The 17059-nt window shown below is 61.3% G+C and carries 18 protein-coding genes; 4 read left to right on the plus strand and 14 right to left on the minus strand.

What is annotated here, in order from left to right; translation table 11 throughout:
* Positions 1–114 precede the first annotated feature (114 nt).
* Positions 115–1368, plus strand: a complete 1254-nt coding sequence (locus HOY34_RS00005; protein WP_216654591.1) for a P-loop NTPase family protein — start codon at positions 115–117, stop codon at positions 1366–1368.
* A 394-nt stretch (positions 1369–1762) separates the two neighbouring features.
* Here HOY34_RS00005 and HOY34_RS00010 read toward each other — a convergent pair whose 3' ends face one another.
* Positions 1763–2329: an HNH endonuclease gene (locus HOY34_RS00010; protein ID WP_172359618.1), complete on the minus strand. Its 567-nt coding sequence runs from the start codon at positions 2327–2329 to the stop codon at positions 1763–1765.
* A gap of 907 nt (positions 2330–3236) precedes the next feature.
* Here HOY34_RS00010 and HOY34_RS00015 point away from each other — a divergent pair.
* The gene (locus tag HOY34_RS00015; RefSeq protein WP_172359276.1) at positions 3237–3722 is read left to right on the plus strand and encodes a lytic transglycosylase domain-containing protein; all 486 of its coding nucleotides are present in this window, start codon (positions 3237–3239) and stop codon (positions 3720–3722) included.
* Between the two features lie 29 nt (positions 3723–3751).
* Here HOY34_RS00015 and HOY34_RS00020 read toward each other — a convergent pair whose 3' ends face one another.
* The 3 genes from HOY34_RS00020 to HOY34_RS00030 form a co-directional block, all read right to left on the minus strand.
* Complete coding sequence (locus tag HOY34_RS00020; RefSeq protein ID WP_172359277.1) at positions 3752–4876, minus strand: aminotransferase class V-fold PLP-dependent enzyme; 1125 nt, start codon at positions 4874–4876, stop codon at positions 3752–3754.
* Between the two features lie 147 nt (positions 4877–5023).
* A complete protein-coding gene (locus HOY34_RS00025) occupies positions 5024–5485 on the minus strand; it encodes an Lrp/AsnC family transcriptional regulator (protein ID WP_172359278.1) in 462 nt (153 codons plus the stop codon).
* Positions 5486–5495: 10 nt separating this feature from the next.
* Positions 5496–5963 carry an Lrp/AsnC family transcriptional regulator gene (locus HOY34_RS00030; protein WP_172359279.1) on the minus strand — a complete coding sequence of 156 codons (468 nt, stop codon included), beginning with the start codon at positions 5961–5963 and terminating at the stop codon, positions 5496–5498.
* A 132-nt stretch (positions 5964–6095) separates the two neighbouring features.
* Here HOY34_RS00030 and ilvC point away from each other — a divergent pair, with 132 nt between their 5' ends.
* Entirely contained in the window at positions 6096–7118 is a 1023-nt protein-coding gene (ilvC, locus tag HOY34_RS00035; protein WP_172359280.1) for a ketol-acid reductoisomerase, read from the plus strand.
* 81 nt (positions 7119–7199) lie between these two features.
* Here the strand turns inward: ilvC and HOY34_RS00040 are convergent, their stop codons facing one another.
* Both HOY34_RS00040 and scpA read right to left on the minus strand, forming a co-directional pair.
* Positions 7200–7796 (minus strand): hypothetical protein, encoded by a 597-nt coding sequence (locus HOY34_RS00040; RefSeq protein ID WP_172359281.1) that lies wholly within the window; start codon positions 7794–7796, stop codon positions 7200–7202.
* 353 nt (positions 7797–8149) lie between these two features.
* Positions 8150–10306 (minus strand): methylmalonyl-CoA mutase, encoded by a 2157-nt coding sequence (scpA, locus tag HOY34_RS00045; RefSeq protein ID WP_172359282.1) that lies wholly within the window; start codon positions 10304–10306, stop codon positions 8150–8152.
* 81 nt (positions 10307–10387) lie between these two features.
* Here scpA and HOY34_RS21795 point away from each other — a divergent pair, with 81 nt between their 5' ends.
* Complete coding sequence (locus tag HOY34_RS21795; RefSeq protein WP_253944100.1) at positions 10388–10906, plus strand: DUF4174 domain-containing protein; 519 nt, start codon at positions 10388–10390, stop codon at positions 10904–10906.
* A 4-nt stretch (positions 10907–10910) separates the two neighbouring features.
* On the opposite strand, the gene HOY34_RS00055 is transcribed toward HOY34_RS21795, so the two are convergent.
* From HOY34_RS00055 to HOY34_RS00085, 8 genes are all read right to left on the minus strand, one after another.
* On the minus strand, positions 10911–11141 hold the full coding sequence (locus tag HOY34_RS00055) for a hypothetical protein (RefSeq protein ID WP_172359283.1): 231 nt from the start codon (positions 11139–11141) through the stop codon (positions 10911–10913).
* Positions 11138–13141, minus strand: coding sequence for an acetyl-CoA carboxylase biotin carboxylase subunit (locus HOY34_RS00060; RefSeq protein WP_172359284.1), 2004 nt, complete (start codon positions 13139–13141; stop codon positions 11138–11140). Before HOY34_RS00060 ends, HOY34_RS00055 begins: the two co-directional genes overlap by 4 nt.
* A gap of 139 nt (positions 13142–13280) precedes the next feature.
* Complete coding sequence (locus HOY34_RS00065) at positions 13281–13535, minus strand: YMGG-like glycine zipper-containing protein (RefSeq protein ID WP_172359275.1); 255 nt, start codon at positions 13533–13535, stop codon at positions 13281–13283.
* Between the two features lie 193 nt (positions 13536–13728).
* Positions 13729–14124, minus strand: coding sequence for a hypothetical protein (locus HOY34_RS00070; RefSeq protein WP_172359285.1), 396 nt, complete (start codon positions 14122–14124; stop codon positions 13729–13731).
* 141 nt (positions 14125–14265) lie between these two features.
* Positions 14266–14394 (minus strand): hypothetical protein, encoded by a 129-nt coding sequence (locus HOY34_RS22265; protein ID WP_301538869.1) that lies wholly within the window; start codon positions 14392–14394, stop codon positions 14266–14268.
* Positions 14395–14661: 267 nt separating this feature from the next.
* On the minus strand, positions 14662–14802 hold the full coding sequence (locus HOY34_RS00075; protein ID WP_172359286.1) for a hypothetical protein: 141 nt from the start codon (positions 14800–14802) through the stop codon (positions 14662–14664).
* Between the two features lie 226 nt (positions 14803–15028).
* Entirely contained in the window at positions 15029–15493 is a 465-nt protein-coding gene (locus HOY34_RS00080; RefSeq protein WP_253944101.1) for a DUF6497 family protein, read from the minus strand.
* A 23-nt stretch (positions 15494–15516) separates the two neighbouring features.
* Positions 15517–17049 (minus strand): acyl-CoA carboxylase subunit beta, encoded by a 1533-nt coding sequence (locus HOY34_RS00085; protein ID WP_172359287.1) that lies wholly within the window; start codon positions 17047–17049, stop codon positions 15517–15519.
* Positions 17050–17059: the final 10 nt, after the last annotated feature.

The raw sequence follows: 17059 nt of genomic DNA on the forward strand, positions 1-17059 counted from the left end.
GTTCAAAAGTCCCATGTGGATCACTCCGTTGCCCCCGCCGCTCACCGCTTTGGAGGAAGGTTCACATGGCTCAGTTCTCAGTGAAAATTATGCCCTTAAACGGCTCAGTTCTGGGTGAGAAACAACATCAAGGTGCTTTTCGCGACCTCGACCCTTGCGCAAGGGATGAACCTGCCAAGCGAGGCGGTCATAATTTCTGGCGACAGCCGGTTCGACCCAGAAGCCGACAAGATGCAAAAGCTCGAAGCACATGAGCTCTTGAACGCAGCCGGGCGAGCTGGCCGGGCCGGAGAGGGAGCGCAGGGTTTTGTCCTGCTGGTTCCCAGCAAAGTCATCGACTTCGATGACAAGAATAATCAGATCAGTGGGCATTGGATGGAGTTGCAGTCAATCTTTGAGCAGGCTGACCAGTGTCTTATCATTGATGACCCGCTGAAGGTGGTGCTCGATCGTATCCATGACGGGGTGACAGAGGCCGGCTCATCAGCTTACCTGCTAAGCAAGCTTCCGCTGTCTATTGCGGAAGCAGAAAGCGACCCTGCGGCGGTGTTGCTCGGCAAGAGCTTCAGCGCGTATCGCGCAACGGTCGCCAATGATGCCGACTGGGTGAGCACGCGGATTGCATCCGCCCTGGCAGCCAGGACGGCGATCGACCTGCCGGAATCTGATCGTTGGCTAGAGCAGGTCGCCGGGGCAACTGGGCTTCCCGTGTCATTACTTCAACAGATAGTGGAACGAATTGATGCCGATGTCTTTTCTGGAACGACACTGGAAGTAATCAAAGGATTGCTCGACTGGCTAGATACCCGTCCCAGCCAGTTGCTCAACCTGGTGCGACCTGAGAGCCTGGAGGAGATGTTCGGCACCCCCTACAAAAGCTGCACCGACGACGAGGCGCGCGGAAAGCACGCGCTGCAATGGCTTCGAAAGCTTTGGCCAGTCTGGATGTCCGGCGCCCCTTTGTGCGAGATCGAAAGAGCATTCCTCGGACCCACTGCTAATCTCAAAAAGTGCAGAAATGCGCGTGTGTTTGCCTCAAGGCTTGTGCCCGAGCTTGCGTTTCTTGCGGGCCTTCCTGGCCGACTGGTCGCGGCGCGATTGCGCGCCGCCGACGATGAATCGCCTGTCTCCAGCGTGTTGGCGGCACTGAGTGGGGCGGTCAGAGAGGGATGCGACAGTCCGGAAAGCCTAGCGGTGCGGCTCCATCTGACACGAGCGGTGTCGAGGGTTGCTGCGCGCAAGCACTATGACGCCATACGGCACCATATTCCGCCAGGCAGCTCAAGCGAGGCTATCGAGGTTACGATGGCGCGGATCCGAACTGCTGAGATCCTTGTGGGCTTCGACGACTTTGAGGCCGAGGACTAGAATATCACCGCACAATGCTGGTGATCCTGCCGCTGTTTTGACCGAAATTCTGCCGATCTCCGAAGGCGCGCAACCATCTGATACAAAAAAGATAACGTGCTTTGGGACTACTTGATTTGCCGATCCGCGTTGCCGATCTTCGGAAAGCCACCGCGCTGCGATGGGCGAACCATAGTTAAGGGATTCGCTCCTCGGGGGCACAGGTTTATGCGGTTCGTAAGCCGCCGTGACTGACCGGCTGAGCCGATCAGCACCACGGACATTTCCTTGCAGGCCCTCCGACAAATTTTCCGAAAACCGGCAACTTGTGAATCCGATGCATAGTCACAACTAACAGAAACCCCGTTTTGGTGCTTTTCGTGTTAGAATTTACAACGAAAGCCAAAGCCAGCCTCTATTCGTCCAGTTCACTTCCCCAATAGAGGAAGTCCATCCACGTCTGATGCAGGTCGCCTCTTACCCAGGGCAGACGCCGCGCCGCTGCGTCCAGTTGCCGGGCGGTTGGCTCAAACGGGGGGCGCAGCAGGCGCATCCCGGCCTCGCGTGGGGTGCGGTTGCCCTTGCGGTGATTGTCGGGACCGCAGGAGGTGACGATATTGTCCCACCGCGATCCGCCCGCCCGGCTGCGCGGCATCACATGATCAAAGGTCAGATCCTTCGCGGCAAAGCGCTTGCCGCAATACTGACAGGTGAACTCATCGCGCAAAAACACGTGATAGCGCGTGAAAGAGACCTTGCGCTGTTTGCGATAGCTTTTCAGCGCAACCACCGCCGGCACCTCGAAGGGACGCGAGGCCGAGTGCACACGCACATCCTCATAGGCTTTCAGCTGCGTCACCCGATCTTGCAAAATGGCCACCAACGCCTGTTGCCAGCTCCAGACGGAAAGGGGGGCCCAGCTGAGCGGCTGCATATCGGCATTCAAAACCAGCGTCCGCAGATTTGAGACCTGCACCATCAGCAGCCTCCGCCAAAGAGGCCAGCGGTGCGGAACGGCCTGTGACCTGCGGTGATCCGGCCGCTGCACATTCGGCCAACATACTGGACTGTCATAAGAAACCTCTGAAACTGCATGCTGATGCACAGGTAAGATACGGCAGGGCAAAGCAGCGCAGGCCTTGCCCCCGCATCAAAGCCAGTCGGGGCTGCCGGGGCGCAGATCGCGCGAGCCGCCCCTGCCCTATGGTCAGGGCTGACGCGGACCCCGGGATTTTCAACCGCGTCTGGCGGAAACAAAAACGGCGCGTGCAGCACACGCGCCGGGACAAAAGGCCTGAATTTTGCAACGCTCTGATGCCGCCGCCAGGGCAATGGCCCCGTGGCAGCGGTCAGGCTTATGGCATGCAAAACCGGGGGATCCGACAGCCTCACCCCGGTGCTGCCGATACCGTCGCAATGGTGGTCAGGCCCGGGGCCGCAGGCCATATCGCGCCGCGCCGGGAAACCCGGTCCACCTCGTTCACAATCGGGACTTCTGCCTTCCATATCCGTCGGCTCCTGCCTTCAGCTGGTCTGGCCGCACCGCAATCGGGCCCGGTCGTCACAAGGGTGCGGCCTTTGCAGCCTACCCATCGAACAGGGTGACTATATAACGACGCGATAACGGTGCAAGCCCTGGGAATGGCTCGACGAGCCTGGGATTACGGCCTTGGTGACAGGCCTGCGAAACAAGAGCATGACATAGCCCGACCCATAGCCTTGCGCCTGACATTGTGCGCCCCTTCCCGTGCCGTGCATTCCGCCCTTACGCATGCACCCCTTACGCATACAGCCTTGTGCCTGGCACCGGATTGCCAGGCGATCAGCCGCACTCTTGCCCGACTGCCAGACTGCGCCTAAAGCGCATAAGACCCAATGACCGAGGCCCCATGATGCAGCCCTCCCGCCGTGCTTTCCTTTCCCTTGCCCTGGTGGCGCCGCTGGCGCTTGGCGCCTGTTCCCGGCGGAAAGGCGAGGCGGCCGCGCCGTCATCGGCCCCGGCCAACCTGAACGCCGGTGAGACGCCAGAGATGCGGGCGCTGATCCGCAAATATGCCGCCGCCCATGACATACCCGAAAGCCTGCTGCACCGGATGATCAAACGCGAAAGCGGCTACAATCCCGCAGCCCGCAATGGCCCCTATTACGGGCTGCTGCAGATCCATCCGCAGACCGCAAAGACCATGGGCTACAACGGCCCGCCCGAGGGTCTGCTGAATGCCGAAACCAATCTGCAATATGCGGGCAAATATCTGCGCGGGGCCTGGATGGTCTCGGATGGCAGCCATGACCGGGCAGAGATGTGGTATGCGAAGGGCTATTATTATGAGGCCAAAAGGCGCGGTCTTTTGCGCGAAACCGGCCTGAAGTCGTAAGAAAAGGGGGCCTTCTGGCCCCCTGATCGTCAGAACACCTGATCAAGCGCCCGGGTCAGACGCGCCACCGTGCCGCCAACGTCTTTCAGCTTGTCGAGACCAAAGAGCCCAAGGCGGAAGCTGCGAAACGCCTCGCCCTCATTGATCTGCAAGGGCACACCGGCGGCAATCTGCACGCCCAGTTCGCGGAATTTCGCGCCGTTCTGGATCGCCGGGTCATCGGTATAGCTGACCACCACGCCAGGCGCGCCAAAGCCATCGGCCGCGACCGAGGCAATGCCACGCGCCGCCAAGAGCGCCCGCACCTCGCGCCCCAGCTGCCATTGTGCCGCCCGCGCCGCCTCAAAGCCCATCGCTTTGGTCTCATTCATCGCATCGCGCAGCCCGAGGATCGCATCGGTCGGCATGGTGGCGTGATAGGCATGGCCGCCGTCGAGATAGGCCTGCATGATCGCCCGCCATTTCTTCAGATCCAGCGCGAAGCTGTTCGAGGTGGTCTCGGCCAGCCGCGCCTCACCGCGCGGGCCCAGCACCACGATCCCCACCGAGGGCGAGGCCGACCAGCCCTTTTGCGGCGCCGAGATCAGCACATCGACCAGATTGGCCGCCATATCGACCCAGATCGTGCCCGAGGCGATGCAATCCAGCACGAAAAGCGCGTCGACCTCTCGCGCCGCCTCGCCGATCCGGCGGATGTAATCATCGGGCAGAATAATCCCCGAGGCGGTTTCGACATGGGGCGCAAAGACCGCATCGGGGCGCATCTCACGGATCTTTGCCACCACCTCTTCGACAGGGGGCGGCGCGAAACCTGCGGTGGGGCTATTGCCCCCTGCGCGGGCCATGACCACCTGGACCTCATTGGCAAAGCCGCCCATGTCGAAGATCTGGCTCCAGCGGAATGAGAAGAACCCGTTGCGGATCACCAGCGCCCGGCCCTGGCCGAATTGCCGCGCCACCGCCTCCATCCCATAGGTGCCACCGCCTGGCACCAGGGCCACGCCCGCGCCCTGGTAAACCTCGCAGAGCATCCCAGAGACATCGCGCATCACCTGCTGGAACCGCGTCGACATATGGTTCAGCGAGCGATCCGTAAAGACGACCGAGAATTCTTCCAGCCCATCGGGGTCGATATGGTCATGCGGCAGTTTCATCTTATTCCTCCGGGCCCTGAGAGCGCCCCTGGAGCGCCCCCTGATGTTGCGGGCCAAAGCTATCGCCGCGCCGCAGCCGCGCCAACCCGGATCTGCTGCTTTGCAGAAATATCCACCGGGTGTGTGGGGGGGGCCTGCCCCTGCCCCTCAGCCAAACGGCCCCGGCCGACGCTCTTCGGTCAGGACGACATTGGCCTCTACATTGCCGACCCCGGGCAACGTCATCACCCGGCGGCGCAGCACACGCTCAAAATCCGCCAGATCGCGGGCGACAACGCGCAGGCGGTAATCAAACAGCCCCAGCACGTGCTGAACCATCTGCACCTCAGGGATCGCAGCCGCTGCGCGTTCGAAATCCTCCAGGCTGACGCGGCCTTTTGTCGCCAGTTTGATCCCCAGAAAGACGGTGACGCCAAAGCCAAGGGCGGCGCGATCAACCTCGATCCGGCGCCCAAGGATCACCCCTGCCTCTTCCAGCCGCCTTATCCGCCGCCAGGTCGCGGGCTGCGACAGGCCCAGCCTGCGCCCGATCTCACCCGCGCCCATCGTCGCATCCGCCGCCATCTCGCGCAGGATCGCGCGGTCGGTTCCGTCAAGCCCCTCACTCATGCCATCGCCCTCACAGCGGCAGCCCCGCCTCATCGCGGATGGTCGAGATCAGCATCAGCGCGTCGACCTCGGCGATATGGGGCAGCACCAGGATCCGCTCGCGGTAAATCGTGGTCCAATGGCCCATATCGCGGGCGATCACATTCAGGCGCACGTCAACACGGCCGAGGAAAGTCTCAATCGCCAGCACCTCGGGCACATCCCGCGCGGCCTCGATGAATTCGTCAAAGGCGCGCGGGTCGGTCTTGTCCAGCGTGAAGCGCAAAGAGACCTCAACCTCATAGCCAAGCGCCCGCCAGTCGATCACCAGCGTCTCGGCCCGCACCACACCCGTCTCACGCAGCCGCTCGATCCGGCGCCAAAGCGTGGCCTGGGTCACCCCTGCCCGCTCGGCCAGTTCTGCGCGCGGCAAATCCGGCTCTGCCAGCCAGTGACGCAGGATGCGCCTGTCAGTATCATCGAGAGAAATCGCATTCATCACATTATCATCTCACATAGACGATGAAATGAGAATGATATTTTCATTGTGACAGCATATCCGGCGAATTTCGAACGCAGAACGCGAGAAATATTCTTATTCTGCCCCCAAATTCGGCAAAGGAGTGCTGTTATGCGCGTCTATTATGATCGTGACTGCGACGTTAACCTGATCAAGAACCTGAAAGTGGCCATCCTGGGCTATGGCAGCCAGGGCCATGCCCATGCGCTGAACCTGCGCGATTCGGGTGCGAAAAACCTGGTCGTCGCCCTGCGCGAAGGCAGCCCTTCCGCGAAGAAAGCCGAAGGCGAAGGCCTGAAAGTCATGGGCATCGCCGAGGCAGCCGCCTGGGCCGACGTGATCATGTTCACCATGCCCGACGAGCTGCAGGCTGAAACCTACAAAAAATACGTCCACGACAATATCCGTGAAGGCGCTGCCATCGCATTCGCCCACGGTCTGAACGTGCACTTCGGCCTGATCGAGCCGAAAGCCGGCGTCGACGTCATCATGATGGCTCCGAAAGGCCCGGGCCACACCGTGCGCGGCGAATACACCAAAGGCGGCGGCGTGCCCTGCCTGGTGGCGGTTCACACCAATGCTTCGGGCAAGGCGCTGGAAATCGGCCTGTCCTATTGCTCGGCCATCGGTGGCGGCCGCTCGGGCATCATCGAAACCAACTTCCGCGAAGAATGCGAAACCGACCTCTTCGGCGAGCAGGCAGTCCTCTGCGGCGGCCTGGTCGAGCTGATCCGTTGCGGCTTTGAGACCCTGGTCGAGGCTGGCTATGCGCCGGAAATGGCCTATTTCGAGTGCCTGCACGAAGTGAAACTGATCGTCGACCTGATCTATGAAGGCGGTATCGCCAATATGGATTACTCGATCTCGAACACCGCAGAATACGGCCAATACGTCACCGGCCCGCGCATTCTGAAATATGACGAGACCAAAGCCCGCATGAAAGAAGTCCTCCAGGACATCCAGCGCGGCAAGTTCGTGCGCGACTTCATGCTGGAAAATGCGGTTGGTCAGCCGACCATCAAGGCCTCGCGCCGCGCCAATGACGAGCACCAGATCGAGCAGGTCGGCGCAAAACTGCGCGAGATGATGCCCTGGATCTCGAAAGGCAAAATGGTCGACAAGGCCCGCAACTGAGCCAACTCGCCTATTAGTGACGGGGGGCCAGAGCTTACGCTCTGGCCCTTTTCTGTTCACTGTGTGAAATGCCCCGGCCGCCTATTCCGGCAAGGCATCGACAACAGGGATCGGGGTCTCCCGGCACAGAGGCGGGCGCGGAGCGCCTTTTTGCCGATGATCCCAGTCCTGATGCCAGTCTGCCGCCATCGCGATGACGAGAACCTCCAGCCCAAACCAGACATTGGTCGCCCCGCGATCCGTCCAGGCCTGCATCTGCGGCCCGATCAGCCCCGAGAAGATGGTCTCCCCCTCTTTGCAGGCGACATATTGGCCTGTCGTTCTGATAATCTCACTGAAATTTTCGGCCAGAAAGGCCTGGCTGGCCCGGATTGCGGCGATATCGCGGCCCTGGTCACATCCCTCGCCCAGATAGCGCCAGCCAGGTGGCGTGGCCAAAGGGCTGGTGCCGTAAAAGGCAACCTCACCCGAGACGAGGCCCGCGCCAATCAGGCGGAAATATGCGCGATTGGCCTTTGCCTCATCCCAGCCCCGGCTTTTCATCAGGGCTGGCACAACGTCAAATGTTGCCCCGACATAGCAACCCGCTGCGCTGTATTCGTCGCCGTCCTCGATCATGAGCCGATTTGCAACAAGTTCCGGATCGGCGAAAGACAGCTCTGAGCTGATCTGCGGCATCAGGATCTTGCAGGCGCTATCCGGGAGCAACAGCCAATCCCCTTCCCGTTTCGCTGCGACTGAGGTCGCGCTCACCTGAGAAAAGCGGTCAAACTCTGCGGCGTCGATTCCGGCGGCCAGCGCTTTCGCCCGGGTGCCAGGGCCGATGGCGCAGGCTTCGCGGCCAAGAAAATCGGCAAGTGATGTTCCGGCGCGCGCAGTCTCTGCATCCGGGGGTTCCGCCGGAGCGGGCATTGGCGCAAGAAAAGTCAGGCCAAGGGACAAAATGACTGGGGCCGCAAAACGCAAGGTGCAAACTCCGAATGGAAAAGGGGGACGGAATCGCCCCCCTTCGCCGGATCATAGCGCCTGTATCAGCGGCGCGAAGCGCGGATCAGATCGAGGATCTCTTTCGCCGCATCGGGGATATTGGTGCCCGGCCCGAAAATCGCCTTCACCCCGGCATTCTTCAGATAATCGTAATCCTGTTGCGGGATAACACCGCCGCAGATCACCATGATATCGCCAGCGCCCGCCTTGTTCAGCGCCTCGATCAGCAAAGGCGCCAGCGTCTTATGCCCCGCCGCCTGGCTTGAGATGCCGACGATATGCACGTCATTGTCGATGGCGTCCTGGGCGGCCTCTTCCGGGGTCTGGAACAGAGGCCCGACATCAACGTCGAAACCGATATCGGCGAAGGCGGTGGCGATTACTTTCGCGCCGCGATCATGGCCGTCCTGGCCCATTTTCACCACCAGCATACGCGGGCGGCGGCCCTCTTCTTCGGCAAAGGCCTCGACATCGCGCTGGATCGCCGCAAAGCCCTCATCGCCCTCATAGGCGGCCCCGTAAACACCTGCCAATGTCTTAACCTCCGCCCGGTGACGCCCGAATGTGCCTTCCATCGCAAGGCTGATCTCGCCCAGGGTCGCCCGCGCCCGGGCGCATTCGACGGCCGCTTCCAGCAGATTGCCGCCCTCAACCGTGCGCCGCCCCAGTTCCAAGAGCGCAGCATCGCAGGCCACCTGGTCGCGGCTGGCGCGGATCTGGTTCAGCCGCGCAATCTGGCTGTCGCGCACCGCCACATTGTCGATTTCCAGGATGTCGATCGCATCCTCTTTCGCCTTGCGGTATTTGTTGACGCCGACCACGACCTCTTCGCCGCGGTCGATCATCGCCTGACGCCGGGCCGCAGTTTCCTCAATCCGCAGTTTCGGCATGCCGGTCGCCACGGCCTTGGTCATCCCGCCCATAGCCTCGACCTCTTCGATCAGCTTCCAGGCCTCTTCGGCCAGCTGCGCGGTCAGGCTTTCGACATAGTAAGACCCCGCCAGCGGATCGACGACATGGGTGATGCCGGTCTCTTCCTGCAGGATCAGCTGGGTATTCCTGGCGATCCTTGCGCTGAATTCGGTGGGGAGCGCAATCGCCTCATCCAGCGCATTCGTGTGCAGCGACTGCGTGCCGCCCAAAGCTGCCGACATCGCCTCATAGGCGGTGCGGATGACGTTGTTATAGGGGTCTGCCTCTTGCAGCGAAACCCCCGAGGTCTGGCAATGGGTGCGCAGCATCAGCGAGCCCTGCTTCTTCGGCTCGAACTCCTGCATGATGCGGGTCCAGAGCATGCGGGCGGCGCGCAGTTTCGCCACCTCCATGAAGAAATTCATGCCGATGGCGAAGAAGAAGCTCAGCCGTCCTGCGAAATCGTCGACATTCATCCCGGCCGCCAGCGCCGCGCGGACATATTCGCGCCCGTCCGCCAGCGTATAGGCCAGCTCCTGGACGAGGTTCGCCCCCGCCTCCTGCATGTGATAGCCGGAGATCGAGATCGAATTGAACTTCGGCATCTCTTTCGAGGTATATTCGATGATATCCGCGATGATCCGCATGCTGGGTTCGGGCGGATAGATATAGGTGTTGCGGACCATGAACTCTTTCAGAATGTCGTTCTGAATGGTCCCCGACAGGAGCGCGCGCGAATGGCCCTGTTCCTCGCCCGCGACGATAAAGCTGGCAAGGATCGGGATCACCGCGCCATTCATCGTCATGGAAACGCTGACTTTATCCAGCGGGATGCCGTCGAAAAGGATCTTCATATCCTCGACGGAATCAATCGCCACACCGGCCTTGCCCACGTCACCCACCACGCGCGGATGATCGCTGTCATAGCCCCGGTGCGTCGCCAGGTCGAAAGCGACCGAGACGCCCTGCTGCCCCGCCGCCAGGTTCTTGCGGTAAAAGGCGTTGCTTTCCTCGGCGGTGGAAAAGCCCGCATATTGCCGGATCGTCCAGGGACGGCCCGCATACATCGTCGCCCTGGGGCCACGGGTGAAGGGAGCAACCCCTGGCAGCTCGCCCATTTGCGGCAGGCCTTTGACGTCCTCGGCAGTGTAAAGCGGCTTGACCTCGATCCCTTCCAGCGTCTGCCAGTTCAGGATGGACGGATCCTTGCCCTTCAGCTCTTTGCTGGCAAGATCGGCCCATTTCGCCAGATCGGGATTTTGCTGCGCAGGATTCTTCTGATCGCTCATTTTTCCACTCCGTTAACGAGAGTGACCCGAAGGCCATCTCGCCGCTTGGGGTTTCGCCCGTCCTGCCCTATATTCAAGGACATGGATCAAAAGCTCGACCGCCGTTCCCTCATTCTCATGGCCGCAAGTCTCGGCCTTGTCCCCGGTTTCCTGCCCGGCCTTCTGCACGCCCAGGAAGCCCCGTCAGGCGCGTCGGTGGCGGATATACCCGCCCCAGAGGCGCCTGCTCCTGTTTTCGGGCCCCAGCCTGCCGCAGAGATATCCGAGGCAGCTGAGCTTTATCTGCGTCGCCCGGTGATCGTCTTTGCTGACAATCCGCACGACCCCAATTTCATCCGGCAGCTTGAAATCCTGCCCGAGCTTTACCCCCAGCTCGCCGCCCGCGATGTGGTGCTGATCACCGACACCGATCCGGCCAACCCGTCAGAGATCCGCCGCAAGCTGCGCCCGCGTGGCTTTTCGCTGGTGATGATGGACAAGGACTGGAAGTCTCCGGTCCGCCGCCCCAGCCCCCGCGCCGCACGCGAGATCATCAACACCATCGACAAGATGCCCATCGCCCGCACCGAGGCGCTGGAGAGGAACCCGGCGGGGCGGTAAGCGCTCACGGCAGTTGTGCCAGGATTTCCCTGAGGGCGGTGATGCCCTCAGGTCCGAACTGGATTGTCTGACTGACAACCCCCTTCATCTCCCGCGTCTGCGAGCCGTATGTTACGATTTGCAGGTAAGAATTTCCCGCATCTGAGAACAGGGTATAGCCTGCCTCGACCGTATTTTGCACCGAAACACGGGCAGGCTTTCGTTCCGTAAGCTGCTCAATGCGGGCCATGGTCATTCAAACTCCATGATCACGTCATCAACGCGCAGGCTTTCGCCGGGTTTCGCTTTGATCAGCTTCACCACGCCGCGCTTTTCGGCCTTGAGGATGTTCTCCATCTTCATCGCCTCGACGGTGGCCAGCGCCTGGCCTTCCTGGACCTCCTGGCCTTCCTCGACCTGGATCTTCACCACCAGCCCCGGCATCGGGCACAGAAGGAAGCGCGAGGTGTCGGGCGGCAGTTTCTCTGGCATCAGTTTCGCCAGCTCGGCGGCGCGCGGCGTGCGGATATGAACCTTCAGATCGGCACCGCGCGCGCGCAGGCGAAAGCCCATCGGGATCTTGTCGACCTTCATCACCAAAGGCGTGCCCGCAACAGAAAGCCGCGCCAGCGACTGCCCCGGCACCCAGTCAGAGCTGACACGCATCGCGCTGCCATCGGCGAAAGTGATGGTCGAGCCCTCTTTGTCAGCGGCAATCGTGACCGCGAAATCCTGGCCGCCCAGGCTGACCACCCAGTCATCGCCCACCCGGCGCTGATGGTTGTCCATGGTGCCCGAAATACGGGTGCGCCGGATCTCGGCCACGCGCTCCATCGCGGCGGCGGCAGCGGCGATGCGCTTCAGCGCGTCCTGCGGCAGCGAGGCCCCCTGGAAACCCTCGGGATATTCTTCGGCGATAAAGGCGGTGGTGATGTCGCCGGCGACAAACTTCGGATGATCCATCACGGCAGCGACGAAGGGCAGGTTATGGCCGATCCCCTCCACCTCGAAGGTGTCCAGCGCGACCCGCATCTCTTCAATTGCCGCCTCACGGGTGGGCGCCCAGGTGCAGAGCTTGGCGATCATCGGGTCGTAATACATCGAGATCTCGCCGCCCTCAAAGACGCCCGTATCGTTTCGCACCACACCGCCGCGCGGGGTCTGCCCCTCAACAGGCGGGCGATAACGGGTCAGACGCCCGATAGAGGGCAGGAAGTTGCGATAGGGATCCTCGGCGTAAAGGCGGCTTTCCATCGCCCAGCCGTTGATCTTCAGATCGGCCTGCGCGAAGGGCAGCTTCTCGCCCGCGGCCACCCGGATCATCTGCTCGACAAGGTCGATGCCGGTGATCAGCTCGGTGACGGGGTGTTCCACCTGCAGGCGGGTGTTCATCTCAAGGAAGTAGAAATTGCGGCTGCCGTCGACGATGAATTCAACCGTGCCCGCGCTGGTATAGCCCACCGCTTTCGCCAATGCGCAGGCCTGCTCGCCCATCGCCTTGCGGGTTTCCGCGTCGAGGAAGGGCGAAGGCGCCTCTTCGATCACCTTTTGGTTCCGGCGCTGGATCGAGCATTCGCGCTCATGCAGATAGACGGTATTGCCGTGGCTGTCGGCCAGGACCTGGATCTCGATATGGCGCGGTTGCGTCACAAATTTTTCAATGAAAATACGATCATCGCCGAAGCTGTTCGCGGCCTCGTTCTTTGAACTCTCAAACCCTTCGCGCGCCTCGGCCGCATTCCAGGCGATCCGCATCCCCTTGCCGCCGCCGCCCGCGCTTGCCTTGATCATCACCGGATAGCCGATCTGATCCGAGATCTTCACCGCCTCATCCGCGTCGGCGATCAGCCCCATATAGCCCGGCACAGTCGAGACCCCGGCCTCTTGCGCCAGCTTCTTCGAGGTGATCTTGTCGCCCATCTTCTCAATCGCGGGGCTGGGCGGGCCGATGAAAACCACGCCCATCTTTTCCAGCGCGGCAGCAAAATCCATCCGCTCGGACAGGAAGCCATAGCCCGGATGCACGGCCTCGGCGCCGGTCTGGCGGATCGCATCCAGGATTTTGTCGATCACGATATAGGACTGGTTCGCAGGCGCAGGCCCGATATGGACCGCCTCATCCGCCATCTTCACATGCAGCGCGTTGCGATCGGCATCGGAATAGACGGCCACCGTCTTGATGCCCATTTTCCGCGCGGTCTTGATGACACGGCAGGCGATCTCGCCCCGGTTCGCAATCAGGATCTTCTTGAACATGGCTCTCCCTCAGTCCCGGCCCTGGCCAGCTGGGCCGAAATGCAAAAGGGGCCCTCCGGCAGCAGCCGGAAGACCCCGTTTCAGACAATCAGATGAACGCCCCTGCCCCGCGATTGCGGTGGTCAGGAATGCGGTCTGATCAGTTACAGTTGTTGACGCCCGGCACCATGCAGGAACCGCCGCCAGCGACCGCACCGATAAGTGCGCCCTTGGTTTTCGAGCCGCCGGTTGCATCAGCGATGAGAGCGCCAGCAGCCGCGCCGCCGATGGTGCGCACAGCGGCGCTGTCCATGGGCGAAGAGCTGCCATAGCCGTTGTTATAGCCGCCGCCATTGTTGACGCAGCCAGCCAGCGGCAAAGCCAGAATTGGGAAGAGCAGGACAAGTTTACGCATGAGATACTGCCTCGGTTTGTTTTTATTGAGGCCGATTCTAGCGCATATCCAGGTGCAACAAAAGAGTGCACACGCGCCTTCACAACAAAGCGATTGCCCGAGCGGCTGAAACCCGCCACCGGGCGCGAAAGCCGCGCCCTGACCCATGGCAGCAGGGCCCATTCGGGATATGCCCGCGTGAAGGAAGCCGCGTTTACCAATCCTCCTCCTCATCCTCGTCAAAGGATTGCGGGGGCGCATCAGGCGCAAAGACCGCAGGAAAGGCCGCCTCGGCGCGTTTCGCGTCGATTTTCAGCAGCGCTTCATAGCTGGCCGGGTCAAAGGGATCTTCGGCAGGCACAACTTCGCGGCCAAAAAGCCAGGACAGACGGCCGGCATCAAGATTGCCGCGCTCGAAGGTCTCTTCGCCGAAATACTGCCAAAGCGCGGCCATAAAGGCCTCATCCGCTTTGCGGTCGACGAATTTGCGATCTTTGAAACGCTCGCGGCGGATGATCTTCGCGGGGCCATCCTTGTGGTTGGCGCGGCGGATCGTGAATTGAAAATCGGTCCCAGTAAGACGGCTGGGAAAGCCCCTGTGCTTCAGCATGGCGCGGTTCCTTTCGTTACGGAACCGCCTTTAGCAGCGAAGTCGGGCCTGGCACCAGCGCTGCCTGTCATCCACAGGCCGGGTGCCTCAGTCAGAGGCCGTGCGGCCAGCCCGATCGGGGCCAGCCGCTCAGCGATAGGCTTACTTGTATTTGCCGGTGTAGGTCGGCTCGACAGTGACCGCTTCGACGGCAACGGTCTCAGTGGTTTTCTTGGCGCAGGCGGCCAGGGTCGAAAGAGCGATGAGGGCGATGATGGCAGTGGTCCGCATGACAATCTCCGGTGCGAATCAGGGTTATGCAGCGCACCATATGGTGCCCGCATAGCAAAGTGAATCGGAGAATGGGGCCAAGCAGAAAAAGCCGCGAGGGGGCATTGCCCAGACGCAGGTGATGGCGCAGGTGATCTGACTGGCGCGGCGAAAATGCGGCCGCAATCTGTGACGGTCGGGCTGCGGCCGGACGGCCCGCCCAATCCGATCAGGGGCTCAGCCCGTCCGCAACGGACGGGCCGCCCTGTCGGCTGAAGATCAGCCGGCTTACTTGTATTTGCCGGTATAGACCGGCTCAACCGAAACCGGCTCGTCGATATAGACGACTTCTTCTTCGACCTTCTTCGCGCAGGCAGCAATGGTGCCAACGAAAGCAAGTGCGACGATAATACGAACGGTGCCCGACATCCTCTTCTCCTTTTATCCAGGGATCTTTGAGCTGGCCCGATGCCAGCCCCGCCCCTGTGCGAGGTACCCCTTTGCGGGGCATGGGCCACTGGCATGTGACCCAAGGGAAGAATAGCGGAATCCAGGCCCAAAAGACACGCGTCTGACTGCAAGTTGCAATCCTGTGACCGCGTTACATCAGAAGCGGGCATTTCCCCTGCGTTAACAACCATATCTGGTGGCATCTTCAGAACATCTCCCAGATGCAGGCGGCGTTTTCCAGGCGATAGGCCTCAAAAAGCTGCACGGCGTCAGGGTCGGTCTGGCCAAAGGCAACCGGGCGATCAGCCAAAGCGATCACAATCTGGCGTGGCGGCGGCACCATGCCCTCCACCCGTGTCAGCGCAAATGTGTCACAAAGAGCCTGCATATCCGCGCCGCGGTCCTCGCCTGGTTTCAGATTTTCGTCGACAAAGCGGAACCTTGCAGTCGCGCCCTGCACGCCGGCCGTGTCATTCAGCACGTCCAGCCATTCCACCTGCGCCCCCGAGGGCAGCGTCAGGCGCTCTGCCCCTGCCCCCGCGGCTGCGTCCCCTGCAGGCAGCGCCGCATCCCCGCCCTCAGGGGCAGGCTGTTCCTCATCACAGCTTCCGGCCGCAAGCCCGAGACTGAGTGCAAAAGCGATTAGAACCCGACGCGCCGCTGCAGACATTTCCACCCCCTGATACGGAAAGATTACAGCGGGATATTGTCGTGCTTCTTCCAGGGGTTCGAGAGTTTCTTGTGCCGCAGGCTTGCAAAAGCCCGTGTCACCCGTCTGCGGGTCGAGCGCGGCTGGATCACCTCATCGATAAAGCCCTTCTCGGCGGCGACGAAAGGATTGGCGAAACGGTCCTCATAGTCGCGGGTGCGCTCGGCGATCTTTTCCTTATCACCCAGCTCCGAACGATAAAGGATCTCAACCGCGCCCTTCGCCCCCATCACCGCGATTTCAGCGGTGGGCCAGGCATAGTTGAAATCGCCGCGCAGATGTTTCGACGACATCACATCATAGGCGCCGCCATAGGCCTTGCGGGTGATCACCGTCACCTTCGGCACCGTCGCCTCGCCATAGGCAAACAGCAGTTTCGCACCATGTTTGATCACGCCGCCATATTCCTGAGACGTCCCCGGCAGGAAGCCCGGCACGTCCACCAGGGTCAGCAGCGGGATCTCGAACGCATCGCAGAAACGCACGAACCGCGCCGCTTTGCGGCTGGAGTCAATGTCCAGACAGCCCGCCAGCACCATCGGCTGGTTCGCCACCACGCCGACCGTCTGCCCTTCAAGGCGAATAAAGCCGATGATGATATTCCCGGCATAATCCTTCTGGATCTCATAGAAATCGCCCTCATCGGCGAGTTTCACGATGAGTTCCTTCATATCATAAGGCTGGTTGGGATTGTCCGGGATCAGCGTGTCCAGGCTTTGCTCGATCCGGGCAGGCTCGTCAAAGAAGGGACGAACGGGTGCCTTTTCGCGGTTGTTAAGCGGCAGGAAATCGAAGAGGCGGCGGATCTCGGCCAGGGCCTCGACGTCATTCTCGAAGGCGCCATCTGCCACCGAGGATTTCTTCGTATGGGTCGAGGCACCGCCGAGTTCCTCAGCCGTCACCACCTCATTGGTGACCGTTTTGACCACGTCAGGCCCGGTCACGAACATATAAGAGGTGTCCTTCACCATGAAGATGAAGTCGGTCATGGCAGGCGAATAGACCGCGCCACCCGCGCAGGGCCCCATGATCAGCGAGATCTGCGGCACCACGCCCGAGGCCAGAACATTGCGCTGGAACACATCGGCATAGCCCGCCAGCGAGGCGACCCCCTCCTGGATCCGCGCCCCGCCCGAGTCGTTGATCCCGATCACCGGTGCGCCATTCTGGATCGCCATATCCATGATCTTGCAGATCTTTTTCGCATGCGTCTCAGAAAGAGAGCCGCCAAAGACGGTAAAATCCTGGCTGAACACATAGACCATACGGCCATTGATCGTGCCCCAGCCGGTGACGACACCATCGCCCGGCGGGCGATCCTGCTCCATCCCGAAATCGGTACAGCGATGCGCGACGAACATATCGAATTCTTCGAAGGAACCGTCATCAAGCAACAGCTCGATACGTTCGCGTGCGGTCAGCTTGCCCTTGGCATGCTGCGCGTCGATCCGACGCTGCCCACCCCCTGCCCGCGCCACGGCACGACGGTTTTCAAGCTCCTGCAGGATATCTTTCATGGCGCACCTC

This window comes from Pseudogemmobacter hezensis, assembly GCF_013155295.1.
Taxonomy (GTDB): Bacteria; Pseudomonadota; Alphaproteobacteria; order Rhodobacterales; family Rhodobacteraceae; genus Pseudogemmobacter; species Pseudogemmobacter hezensis.